The sequence below is a fragment of the Acinetobacter sp. MD2(2019) genome (assembly GCF_035615615.1).
Lineage (GTDB): Bacteria > Pseudomonadota > Gammaproteobacteria > Pseudomonadales > Moraxellaceae > Acinetobacter.
Genome location: NZ_VTDU01000025.1, coordinates 21,022 through 33,673 on the forward strand (window position 1 = coordinate 21,022; position 12,652 = coordinate 33,673).

Annotated in this window: 11 protein-coding genes; 3 read left to right on the top strand and 8 right to left on the bottom strand. The window is 42.3% G+C overall.

The window, feature by feature from the left end:
* Window positions 1-149: 149 nt before the first annotated feature.
* The 5 genes from I2F62_RS11415 to I2F62_RS11435 all read right to left on the bottom strand — a co-directional run bounded on the left by I2F62_RS11415 (window position 150) and on the right by I2F62_RS11435 (window position 5,671).
* On the bottom strand, window positions 150-1,514 hold the full coding sequence (locus I2F62_RS11415; protein WP_324627130.1) for an MATE family efflux transporter: 1,365 nt from the start codon (window positions 1,512-1,514) through the stop codon (window positions 150-152).
* Window positions 1,515-1,587: 73 nt separating this feature from the next.
* Window positions 1,588-2,748, bottom strand: coding sequence for a methionine aminotransferase (locus tag I2F62_RS11420; RefSeq protein ID WP_324627131.1), 1,161 nt, complete (start codon window positions 2,746-2,748; stop codon window positions 1,588-1,590).
* A 45-nt stretch (window positions 2,749-2,793) separates the two neighbouring features.
* Window positions 2,794-3,705, bottom strand: coding sequence for a pyridoxal-phosphate dependent enzyme (locus I2F62_RS11425; RefSeq protein ID WP_324627132.1), 912 nt, complete (start codon window positions 3,703-3,705; stop codon window positions 2,794-2,796).
* Between the two features lie 86 nt (window positions 3,706-3,791).
* Window positions 3,792-5,099 (bottom strand): DUF445 domain-containing protein, encoded by a 1,308-nt coding sequence (locus tag I2F62_RS11430; protein ID WP_324627133.1) that lies wholly within the window; start codon window positions 5,097-5,099, stop codon window positions 3,792-3,794.
* Window positions 5,096-5,671 carry a CC0125/CC1285 family lipoprotein gene (locus I2F62_RS11435; RefSeq protein ID WP_324627134.1) on the bottom strand — a complete coding sequence of 192 codons (576 nt, stop codon included), beginning with the start codon at window positions 5,669-5,671 and terminating at the stop codon, window positions 5,096-5,098. The genes I2F62_RS11430 and I2F62_RS11435 overlap by 4 nt, the downstream gene beginning before the upstream one ends.
* Before the next feature lie 360 nt (window positions 5,672-6,031).
* Between I2F62_RS11435 and gshA the strand changes: the two genes are divergently transcribed.
* Complete coding sequence (gene gshA, locus I2F62_RS11440; RefSeq protein WP_324627135.1) at window positions 6,032-7,606, top strand: glutamate--cysteine ligase; 1,575 nt, start codon at window positions 6,032-6,034, stop codon at window positions 7,604-7,606.
* Window positions 7,607-7,624: 18 nt separating this feature from the next.
* Window positions 7,625-8,116 (top strand): disulfide bond formation protein B, encoded by a 492-nt coding sequence (locus tag I2F62_RS11445; protein ID WP_324627136.1) that lies wholly within the window; start codon window positions 7,625-7,627, stop codon window positions 8,114-8,116.
* Window positions 8,117-8,855: 739 nt separating this feature from the next.
* Here I2F62_RS11445 and I2F62_RS11450 read toward each other — a convergent pair.
* Genes I2F62_RS11450 through I2F62_RS11460 form a run of 3 tightly spaced genes read right to left on the bottom strand, consistent with a single transcriptional unit; the run spans window position 8,856 to window position 11,725 of the window.
* A complete protein-coding gene (locus I2F62_RS11450) occupies window positions 8,856-9,425 on the bottom strand; it encodes an L-threonylcarbamoyladenylate synthase (RefSeq protein ID WP_324627137.1) in 570 nt (189 codons plus the stop codon).
* Between the two features lie 15 nt (window positions 9,426-9,440).
* Window positions 9,441-10,565, bottom strand: a complete 1,125-nt coding sequence (gene dprA / locus I2F62_RS11455; protein ID WP_324627138.1) for a DNA-processing protein DprA — start codon at window positions 10,563-10,565, stop codon at window positions 9,441-9,443.
* Between the two features lie 11 nt (window positions 10,566-10,576).
* Complete coding sequence (locus I2F62_RS11460) at window positions 10,577-11,725, bottom strand: LysM peptidoglycan-binding domain-containing protein (RefSeq protein ID WP_324627139.1); 1,149 nt, start codon at window positions 11,723-11,725, stop codon at window positions 10,577-10,579.
* A gap of 130 nt (window positions 11,726-11,855) precedes the next feature.
* Between I2F62_RS11460 and def the strand changes: the two genes are divergently transcribed.
* Window positions 11,856-12,380 carry a peptide deformylase gene (gene def / locus I2F62_RS11465; RefSeq protein ID WP_324627140.1) on the top strand — a complete coding sequence of 175 codons (525 nt, stop codon included), beginning with the start codon at window positions 11,856-11,858 and terminating at the stop codon, window positions 12,378-12,380.
* The last annotated feature ends 272 nt before the right edge of the window (window positions 12,381-12,652 follow it).

A 12,652-nucleotide genomic window follows, 5' to 3' on the forward strand; every position in this document is an offset into this window, starting at 1 on the left:
ATTGTATGCAGATGTGATAGCAAGTATTACAAAGCTTAATTATGACAGTATCATTTCAGTTGCGAAGCTGAATGATTATTTTAAAACATATTTGTGACAAAATGCGGATGGCAAGATGACTACTGTATGACAACGCTAAAATTTTGGCCTTAAACTAAGCGATGAATTGCCCGTTTTTTCCAAACAAAATGGTAATAGCCACCTTGTAATAGGCATAAGCAGACAAAGGCCAGTGCGTAAGCAATCCAAATTCCAATCAGTCCCCACAAATGACTAAATAAGTAAGCACACGGCAGTTCGATTAGCAAAATAGAACCAATATTAATCAGCATGGGGGCGGTGACGGTGCCACTTGCGCGCATAATCGAGGCAAAAATAGCATTTGCGCCAAAAAACAAAATTGCCCAAAGCACAATAAAGAGCAAATTTTGCCCTAAAGCCACCACTTCAGGCGCGGTGATAAATAGCGCCATTAAATGCCATGAAAATAAATAAGCCAACACAATTAAACTGCCGGTAATCATTAAATTCATACGCATTGCGGTATGCATAACTTTCGTTAGCAAGTGTGCTTTGCCTGCGCCAATGGCTTGCGCGGCAAAAATAGATGCAGCAATTGCAATAGAAAGTGCTGGAAATTGAATATAGTTGAGAACCTGATTGACCGCACCATAGGCTGCGGTTGCATGCGCGCCGTACTGATTCACCAAACTGACCACCACCAAACCGGCCAGTGAAGTGGTCACCATTTGAATGCCCGTTGGCACACCAAGTTTTAAAATAATTTTGCCCAGTTCTGGCTTAAACCGTAAATGGGAAATAAATTGCCGATTCGGACGCAGTGGATGTTTCCGTAGATTTAAATACACCGTTAAAAAAAGCAGTACCGCAATATTGCCAATAATTGAGGCCAAAGCCGGTGCAATAATGCCTATTTTAGGCAAGCCCCAGTAACCTTGAATAAACGCAGGTGTGATCATTAAGCCGAGTACGCTGGTCATAGCAAGGGCAATTAATGGCGTGATACTGTCACCCACGCCGCGCAACACCGAGGTATAAATAATATATACGAAAATAAGCGGACTACCGGCCAGCATGCTTCTTACATAAGGCACAGCCAGATGCAAAATATGCGGATCTACACCCAACAATAAAAGTATATTTGGGGCAAAAAAGATGCCGAATGCGGCAATCAATAAACCCCCAAAAAAGGTTAAAAATAAGGTTGTACCCACCACTTGTTGGACACGTTCCAAATTTTGCGCGCCCCAAGCTTGACCGACTAAAATGGTGGTGCCGGCCGAAAGACCAATCACAAACGCCATTAAACAAAATAAGATGGGGAAAAATACCGAAACAGCAGCGATGGCATCGACACCTAACATCTGCCCGACAAAAATAGTATTAATTGTGCCCGAAAGGTTTTGTAAAATATTGGTGGCCACCAATGGCAATAAAAAAGCGAGAAAGGTTTTCCATAGGTTTTGTTCAGAAAAAACCAAGCGTTGCTTCATAGATGACCTATTCTTTGGGTAAGAGCGTTATTGTGCAGGCTGCTTAAAAAACCCACAGTTGTGTTGGTGTAAATTAAGCACGAATGTTCGACAAAATATCACCGGCTTGTTCCAGCGTTTGTTCGGTTTTGGCAAAACAAAAGCGCAGCATGCGCAAATCTTTGGGAGCTTGTTGATAAAAAACCGACAATGGAATCGCCACAATTTTATGTTCTTCGGCAAGGAATTGACACATTTGAATGTCGCTGAATTCAGGGCGGATGGATGAATAATCGACCGTTTGAAAATAGCTCCCTTGAGTAGGAACAAAACCAAAGGCGGAATGTGCTAAGCCTGCATTAAATTGATCACGTTTGTGCTGATAAAAATCAGCAAGTTGTTGGATATGTTCAGGATGCTGTTGCATATAGTTGGCTAGCGCCACTTGGCATGGGGTAACGGCGCAAAAATTGGCGAATTGATACACCTGACGAAATAAATGCATGAGTGCCGGAGCCGCAGCGCAATAACCGGTTTTCCAACCAGTGACATGAAACGTTTTACCAAAGGATCCCACCACAATGCTGCGTTCGCGTAATTCTGGAAAAGATAGCGCTGAATAATGTTGTTGATGATCAAAGACCAAATGCTCATAGACTTCATCAGACAGCACCACAATGTTTTTATCTTGAATCAGGGCAATTAAATTCAGCCAATCTTGTTTTGCCCACACCTGACCGGTGGGATTATGTGGTGTATTCACAATAATCATGCGGGTACGGTGGTTAATACGGTCGGCAACGAGTTGCCAGTCGACCTGAAAATTCGGTGCAGTTAAAGCAATGTGAACCGATTTGCCACCGGCCAATTGTACAGTTGGGGCATAGCTGTCATAACTGGGGTCAAAAATAATGACTTCATCGCCGCTGCGAATCAGTGCTTGAATACTGGCATACAGCCCAATGGTTGCCCCCGGAGTAATGGTAATTTCTGTGATTGGATCGAGTGATATTGCATCGCGTTGCTGAAAAATTTGTGCCACTTGCTCGCGTAAAGGTAGCCATCCATCGCCTGCTGCATATTGATTAAACCCAACTTGGGTGGCGAGGCTGAGCTGCTCGGTTAATGCACTGGGCGAGGCAAAGTCGGGAAATCCTTGCGATAAGTTCAGTGCGCCAAGGCGCTGTGCTAATGCCGACATTTGGCTAAAAATGGTCACGCCTTGTTGCGGTAATTTAGACGGGAAATTGAGCATTACGATTCCTTGAGCATTATTTTTATCGGGCGGTTTTGACTGAGGTTACAGCGTTTGCGCATAGCCATGCAGTTGCTCCACGCTTGTGGTCGCACCACTACATACAATCACCAAAATTTTATCAGTTTGCGCAAAGCGAATTTTCTGATCATATAAAACCGATAACGTTGCCCCACAAGCTGGTTCAACTAAAGTGCGGTGATCATCTAGAAACTGTATACAGGCTGCAACCGCTGTGTGATCAGAAACGGTTAAGCCAATGACTTTACGTTGCTGCGAAACGGCAAAAGCATTTGCACATACTTGTTTAGCCGCTAAGGTTGTTGCAATACCTGTGACCTGTTCAAGCGTAATATGTTGCCCTGTCTTCATGGCGGTGTTTAAAGAAGCCGTTCCTTCTGTTTCAATGGCATAAATTGGAATATTGAGTTGGTGTTTTATCAGTCCCTGACTAATGCCAGAGAGTAAACTGCCGCCACCGACCGACAGTACTACTGCGCTTGGGGTTAAGCCATCGGCAATCACTTCATCGATGATTTGGGCAACGCCGTTCCATAAATAAGGATGGTCGAAGGGGGGGATATATATGTTTTCTGAATCGATACGCGATTGGGCTAATTGATCGGATTCAGCCCATGTTTCACCATGAACAATCACTTCAGCCTGCTGATTTTGCATCAGCTCAATAGCACGTTTTGATGTGGTCTTGGGTACTATAACAGTCACAGGTAAATTGAGTTCTTGTCCCATGTAGGCCACGGCAATGCCTGCATTACCACCAGATGAACTGATGAAGCGCTTTGCGCCTTGCTTGGCGTATTGTTTGCATGCTTCACCGATGCTGCGGTGTTTAAATGAACCCGCAGGTTGGGCAGATTCCATCTTTAACCAAATCTCACAATTATTGCGCTGGCTTAAAGTACTTGATTGAATTAATGGTGTTTTTAAACTTGGCATATTGTTATTCCTCTTCTTTCAGAGGAATAACATATCTAAAGCATGAATGCAAAATATCCAATTATAGAGGGCGCGAATAGTTTCGCTTACAGCCAAACTTCAATACTGGCACGAATCAAGCCTAAAATTAAGCCGATACACGCACCTACCACCACGCCATTAACCCGAATCATGTGCAAATCGCCACCGACTTCATTTTCAATTTTCGCGATCATTTCGGTTGAATCCCATTCGTGAATTCGTTCACTAATAAAACGAATCACTTTATCGCTATATTGGTCGCTTAACTGAATCGCCGCACTACTTAAGCGTTGATTGAGCAATTGGCGCACATCATTATTTTGAATCAGGTTCTCACCCAATAATTCAATCGCGGCACGTAAATTTTGGGCAATCCCAGAATGGGTTTTTTCTAAATCTTGCTTAATGGCTTGGCATAAAATGACCACTGCACCACTAATAAAATTCAGCATTTGCGGACTTTCAAGCAGCGCATTTTTGGTGGCATTTAAGCGAATGCTGGCACTGCTGTTGGCATCGGCCAAGGCATGCATTAAATGCTGTGCATACTGTTCAATGTGTTGCCGCCACGGATGTTCGGGATCGGCAAGTATGGCTTCTACTTTATTTAATAAGTTGTCGATGCTGCGTTGTTGAATATCAATCCCAATCCAATGAAAACCTTTGGCAAGTTTCCCCACACCCAATTCTTTAAAAATTTTTTCGGTCATTTCACGCATTTGTTCGGGATGGGAAATAACCCAGTCGTGCGCCACATCTAAGCCGTGTTGTAATAAATCCTGATGGAAATCGTTATCTAAAATGGCATGCAGCATTTCACTGGCAAGCGTATTAATTTGCGTGTTACGAATCCATTGCACGCTGTTGGTTTGAATAAAACCGGCAATTTGTTCTTGGCCAACAAAGTCAAACACTTTGGGTAGGCTTTGCTGCATTAATAAGGTGACTTGTTGGCTATTTTGTGGCGATGCCAACCATTGCCCCAAACTCATACTCAGGTCGGTGTGTGCCAAGGTTTTTTGTACAATATGGGGCGATAAAAAATTTTCTTGCACAAAGCGCCCCATCGACTCGGCAATGCGTGCTTTGTTGCGCGGAATAATTTCGGTGTGATCGCGTAAAAATCGTGGAATCGGCAATTGACCAAAAGGATTGCGAAACAGCACGGTAATGGCATACCAATCGGCCATTCCGCCAACCACACCTGCTTCTGCGCCCAACATTAAAATATGAATGAGCTGCGTGTGCTGTGGAAAAAACTTGGTGCTTACAATCAGCATTAACCATGTCACAATAGCAATGATCAGTGCAATGCTGGCAAAACGTTTACTACGTTGTAAATTAGGGGAATTCGATTGAGTAGTTAAACTCATTGCGCCGTCCTAGTTTGTGGTGTGGTCGAGGTTTGAGGCTCTAGAATATCACCAAATGGCGTTAAGCCATATTTGGCACCGAGAGATTTTAAAATCAGCGTTGCATCAAAGGCATCCTCTGGACGTTTTTTCTGATCTTTAAAACATTCAATGGTATAGGACACTTCGGTTGGTTCGAGCGTGACAACTTGTGGCATACGATAAAACGGATCGTAAGCAAAAGGCGAAGCACGATACGGCCCATAAGGATAAAACATTGGTGGTGGCGCAGAATAAACCACAGTTTGGCGTGGCGGATGCTGGGTGCGATTGCTTGGATCATTCACCACTTTAAAGTAACGGAAGCCATTTTTTACGGTGGTTTGCGCGGCTTTGACTAAGGTAATTTCTTCTGCCATGCCATAATTGATATCGCGATCGGTTTTAAAACTAATCCGAAAACTTTGCGCATTCAATGGATAGCTTGAGAATTGACCCAATTGGTTAAAGGTACGCGGTTTGCTTGGGAGGGTGCTACATGCAGACAGTAACACGGCACTGCTGACCATTGCAGCGAGGAGCATTTTTTTCATTTTATTCTCACAAAAAGAAGCCATTCTGAAGGCTATTGTTGATCAAAACCCATCAATAAACGCTGAATATCACGTTGTAATTTTGTAGGAAAAAAGTCTAAATGGGCTGTGCTCAAAAACGTTGAGGTTTAGTATCTGCCTTGGTTTTTTAGGAAAAATTGATATGCTCCGTTCTAAAATAGCGCTTGTATTTTTAGAATGATTCTTATAAAAGCACATAGTCAAGACAATATATCTTGAATAATGCGGTGAACGAGCTTGCACAACGGGCAAGAGCTTGTAAGCTAACAGCGTTTGTTTGGTCAAATGGACCAAATTGTAAATTAGATTAATTCTTATAATTCAGGTGAGTATATCTGTATGAGTCAACTCAATGCGCAATCTTTTGTTGTCCCAACTTGGGTCAGCGCCTCCCTCTTACAGGGAACTTTACGTGGGATTGAGCGTGAAAGTTTGCGTATGCAGCAGGATGGTTATCTTTCGCAGTTATCTCATCCAAAGGCGTTGGGCTCGGCCTTAACCCATCCGCATATCACCACAGATTATTCTGAGGCGTTACTTGAATTCATTACCCCACCGCAGCAGTCCATTGCTGAGGCTTTGGCGTATTTAAAAGATATTCATACGGTGGTGAATCAGCATTTGGCCGAAGGTGAAAAACTCTGGCCGATGTCGATGCCGTGTATGCTCGATCAAGATGAACAACAGATTCGTCTGGCCGATTACGGCTCGTCTAATTTGGGTTTATTTAAAACCTTATATCGAAAGGGGTTAGGCGTGCGTTATGGTCGCCGTATGCAAACCATTGCTGGCGTGCATTATAATATTTCCTTCCCCGAACAGCTGTTTATTGAATTACAAAAACATGAACGTGATGCCCAATTACGCAGTTTGAGTTTGCAAGATTATCGCAGCCAGCGTTATTTTGGCATGATCCGTAATTTTATTCGTTTAACCCCAATGGTGATGTATCTGTTAGGCGCGAGCCCGACCGTGTGCCGTAGTTTTTTAATTGGCCGAGAACATCATTTGCTGCCTTTAACTGGGGGGACTTTACATTTGCCGTATGCAACGGCACTTCGTATGGGGCGACACGGCTACCAAAATTCAGCGCAGAAACAATTGGGTATTCATTACAATAACTTACAGGCTTATTTAACCGGTTTACAACGTGCAATTAAAACGCCGTATCCTGAATTTAGCGCATTAGGCTTAGAAAACGAGCACGGCGAGCCTACCCAAATTAACGACCATGTGCTGCAAATTGAAAATGAATATTATAGTTTGATTCGTCCTAAGCAAATTCCACAAGGCAATGAAACACCGTCTCAAGCCTTGCAGAATCGTGGTGTGGCCTATGTGGAATTACGTGCGGTAGATGTCAATCCATATAGCCCAATTGGGATTGATGAACAAAGTGCGGCCTTCTTAGAAGTGTTGGCTTTGTATTGCTTGTTACAAGATAGCCCTGAAATTAGTGCCACAGAACAAGATCAAATTGAGCAGAATCAAATTGCGGTGGTGGAGCGAGGGCGTGAACCAAATTTAAGCCTGCAATGGGGGGATCAACACTATGCGATTTCTGATTGGTTCACTCAGCAATTAAGCGCAATGCAACCGATAGCGGCATTATTTGATCAACAATATGGCAATCATTTATATCGTACTGCATTAGATGAAATGTCGCTTCGTGCCACAGATGCTGCCAAAACCCTGTCTGCACAGGTCATTCACGATATGTTAGGCTTTGGTGGAACATGGAAAATGGGGAGTCATCTGGCACAAATGCATACGCAAAATTTAGAAGCCTATGAACTGTCAGCTGAAAAACAAAACTATTTTTCAGAATTAGCAGATCAGTCAATAAAAGCGCAGCAGCAGTTAGAGCAGCAATCTGAACAGCCATTTTTAGACTATTTACAACAATTTCGTTAAACGAAAGAGGGGAGAACTGTGCAATTGAGTTATCGTCTTGTCAATGCCGCGCTATTGCTCGCCAGTATTGTCGGTATGTGCTTTGCTTTATATCTTGAGCATTTTAAAGGCTTAGAGCCGTGCCCATTGTGTATTTTTCAGCGTGTAGGTTTAATGCTGATGGGGTTTGTGGCATTGATCGCGCTGATTCACAATCCGCGTTCCAATCTTCTTAAGCGAATCTATTCAGGTTTGGCCGGTTTAGGAATTTTGTGGTCGTTGGGTGTGGCCGCAAGACATGTTTGGATTCAACATTTACCACCAGATCAAGTGCCAAGCTGTGGGCCGGGACTCAACTATTTAGTTGAAGTCTTACCTTGGAAAGAGGTGCTTTCACAAGTGCTGACCGGTTCTGGCGAATGTGCCAAAATTGATTGGACGTTCTTGGGGCAATCGCTGCCTGTATGGTCATTGGTTTTCTTTAGTATTTTATTCTTAATCTCGATTTGGCAACTGCTACGCCGTTATTAAGCAACTTAAAACCACCGTTGACGGTGGTTTTTTTATGTCGGCATTAAAAGCCTGCAATGCAGAGCAGTTTGGCTGGATGGGTGGAGAGATTTGCTTAAGCATTTTAGAATTGTTGCAATTAAGGTGCAGAATGGATAAAAAATGCTTTGAATTATGAATTTGACCGCGTCTAACCAATAAAAAATTAAGCCGCGAATGCCAATTTGAGTTACAAAAAATATTGCTTAGCTACCGAATCAAGTTTTTTTTTAAGCTTTTTTTATCTTAATTTTATTCAATATGACAGTTTTTAAATGAGTTATTGATTGAAGAGCAGTCTTTATTCACAAATGTATTTTTTAGATTCAAGCATGTGCTTAAAGTGCTGAATTTAGAAAAATAACCCAGTCGATTTCATAATTATTTTTAAAATAACAACCAATTACAGTATTTAAAAAATACAGAGCAGTTCTATTTTTTAAAACGGATTTATATAGGTTTAAACTATTAATGATTCTCAATTAAAATCGAATTTCACTGCAAAAAAGCGTCACATATATAATTTCTATTAAAATAAACTTAAAAAATTAAGACTTAAAAACTATTTCTAAACCTAAATAAAATCCTTGATAATCCGTTTCGTTCTTAGACGAAAGTCGATTAAAGATATCGTATTTGGCTGTAAACCTATGATACCTCGAACACAGTTTCGCTCAGTCACAACCTCTTTTGACTGAGCTTTTTTTTGCTTATTTTTTGGCTAGTCGCGAATTACTTTTCCACTGAGTGCATCAATAATTTTACTCGGTAACGGACTTTGTCCGAGTTCTCCAGCTAAATAGGCAACCTGTGGCCCAAAGTAATGTTGTGCTTGCTCTAAATTACGTGCTGGCGTTAATCCCGCTGGATTCGCACTGGTTGAAACAATAAAGCTGCCTAAACCTTCGCAGAGTTGTTGGCAAAGCGGATGTTGTGTGACACGAACGGCAACGCTTGCATGTTGACCGCTAATCCAATTGGGGATGCTTGAGTGTGTTGGGAGTAACCAAGTCACGCCTTGATCATCGGCTTTACGATTTTCCCAACTTGCAATAATCCGTTGCTGTGTTGCTCCATCTAATGGTGCAATCAGGTGTTGAACTTGGGCGATAGAACTGGCAAGTAAAATCACGCCTTTTTCAATCGGGCGCTGTTTTAAGTTGAGAATTTTTGCAAACGCCGCCTGATTAAACGGATCGCAACCGAGTCCCCAAACCGCTTCGGTTGGATAAGCTAACACCTGACCTTGTTTTAAAAGATGAACGGCTTCAAGCACAGAAGAGCTAAGCATGCGTCACGACCAAATTTACACTGAATGGCAGCGACTATACCGTCCGGCTTGCTGTAAGCACAAGCCTAACAATTCAAGTTCCATTAAATGTGCTGAGAGTTCATGTGCTGGTCGTTCTAAGCGCGCCGCAAGCTGATCTAAGTCACTACCAACCCAGTCTAGTTGTTGGTATAGCTTCAACAAATGTTCTGGAATCTCTGGCGTGGGCAATGGCACGCCATTGTGCTGTTGCATTTGCCATTGTGTGGGTAGGGCTAAATCTTCAATGACTTGTTCAGGATGGTCAATTAAAATCGCCCCTTCACGAATGAGTTGGTGACAGCCCTTATTTTGTTCCTGATAAATATGTCCAGGAATAGCAAAAATGGTTTTGCCCTGAATAGCGGCCGCTTGTGCCGTTAAAATTGAACCACTTTTTAAGGTTGCTTCTGCAACAATCACGCCTAGGCTTAATCCGCTGACAATGCGATTTCTCCGTGGAAAATAACGTGCTAAAGGCGGTGTTTGTGGTAGAAATTCGGTCAGAATGATGCCGTCATGCGCGAGTATTTTTTCTCGTAATCCAAGATGTGCTGGTGGATAGGTCTGCTCAATGCCTGTACCCATCACCGCAATGGTTCTGTGGTGATGCAAACCACCAGAATGTGCCGCTGCATCAATCCCTAAGGCTAAACCACTGGTAATATAAAAGCCTTTTTCAGCCAAATAATAGGCAAAATCATATGCAATTTGTAAGCCTTGAGACGATGCTTTACGACTGCCCACAATAGCCACTTGCGGCTGGCTTAAATGCAAGACATGACCTTGCCCAAATAAAATCGGTGGTCGATCTTCATAGGGAAGCAATTGTGGTGGATAGCTGGTATCTTGTTCGGTGCAAATAAAATCGCAGTGTTGTTGTAGCAGTTGTAGAATCTGCGCAAATTTTTGCTGTTGTTCGGGACTTTGAAATTCTTTGGCGCGTTGAATATGATTGGCGTGAATATTTAATTCGCCCCAACGCTGTAAATTTGCTGAAGATGTTGCCTGCTCAGGATTACCGAAGTAAGCAACTAATTTTTGATACGCAGAATAAGAGTGCTGAACCAAATACCAAAGTTGAATGCAATGTAAGTGCACATTTGATATTTGATTCAGCATAGAGCAATTCCTTAGTCAGAGGCGGCAGGTGTTGCAATAAACGCACCGGTTTTAATTGGTAAAGTGCTTTCTAAAACGTAGGCATAACTTAAATGATCAAAACTTCGTAAGATCATAATTGTGCCGACCTGCTCTTTTGGAAGCGAAATTTTTTCACCGGTTTTAATATCAGAAACAACACTGCCTTTTTGATATACGCTAAACACTTGCCCCGCTTGTGCGCCGTCTAAACGACCACGATCAATAGTGACTACGCTATTTTTTGCCGCACTACCAATGTTGTCTAAAATACGGATGATTTTCCCGTCTTCAGTCACTTGTTTGGGTGCACTGGTATAAAAATAACTTGGTAGTTCCGCACTTAACTCGGGTAAAACCAAGTCGCCGCGACGAACTTCTTTGTCGTAGCTTTTATCGAGTTCTAAGGTTGTGATTTGACCGTCTTGATCTGTACTCACACCGGTTGCCACTTCCATTAATTCAAGTGCAATGGTTTGCGATTTTCCTGCAGCATCTACAGCAGTGTATGGCGTGGTTTGACGATAAACTCCGTAACGTTGTCCCACTGCAAGTCCATTGCCTTTGGCATAAATGGTTTGTCCCGCGCCTGCTAATAATCGCTCATCGGCTGTGCCGACAATATATGGCGTATCCTTAATTGCATTCGGCGGCAAAATGGTGGCACGTTTAAGCCAAACTTCAATATTTTTTAAAGGAACAATTGAAATGGCATCGCCCAGCGCTTCAACACGAACCTGTGGTTTTAGGTTAATCGCGCCTAAATGGCGGCGCACAATACCATCGCAGCCATCACCTTCATCTTTCCCAATTAACGGATGACCTTGATAAGAACACAGTAAAAGATGATCGCCCGGATAAATCCAGTGTGGATTCTTGACATGACGGTTATTGGCCCAAATATCTTTCCAGCGCCAAGGGTTTTTCAAAAACTTGCCAGCAATATCCCACAAGGTATCACCTTTACGGACCACATACACGTGTGGCGCATTGGCTTTAATGCTTGGCGGTGTGGTATTTGGTGATGCATGCGTTGCGCCGATAAAAGCTGTGCTAACACTCAAACCTAACATGAGTGCGGCCAAATGCTTTTTGACTGCGTTACCCGAGAAATGGTTTTTCCCCACTAAAACCTTTTTCATTATCATATTTCCTAAATGGATATTTGTAATTGCGCTATAATAACGAACTTATAGAGCATTTTTCTATGAAGTTTATCGTCTTAAATACTTCATAAGCTGTACATGAGAAAATTTTGTAGAGGAGGGCGTTATGGCCTTATTACCCATTTTAAGTTTCCCAGACCCGCGTCTACGCACCATTGCACAACCTGTGAAAGAAATTACTGCTGAAATCCGTCAACTCGTTGCAGACATGTTTGAAACCATGTACGAAGCACCCGGTATTGGGCTCGCAGCAACGCAGGTCGATCACCACATTCAGCTTATCGTTATGGATATCTCTGAAAATAAAGATCAACCGTTGGTTTTTATTAATCCTAAACTTACCCCATTAACAGAAGATAAACAGGCTTATGAAGAAGGCTGTCTTTCTGTACCTCAAATATACGATAAAGTTGAACGTCCGTCACGCGTCAAAATTGAAGCACTTAACTTGGATGGCGAAAAAATTGAGATCGATGCCGATGACTTGCTTGCAATTTGTATCCAGCATGAAATGGATCACTTAAATGGCAAGTTATTTGTCGACTATCTTTCACCATTAAAACGCCAACGTGCGCGTGAAAAGGTAGAAAAGGTGGTAAGACAGCGTGAAAAAGTGGCAGTAAAACGCTAAAACTAAGTAAAGCAAAATGCGTTGATATAATAATAACCAAGTCAACGCAAAAGCTTAAAAATAAAAACATAACAAAAACAGCAAGTTAAAATTTTACTGATTAAGGTTTGAACTTTTGGATAATTAAATTATAAAAAAGGGTTGTGTTGGGATGGGAATGCTGTAGAATGCACATCCATCGGCGGTGATGAGAAATAAAACTTGTTGATAAACAGTTAGTTAGCACGAAGTGTTGGTTTTTGGGTTTATCGAATAAGTTAAAAAATATTTCA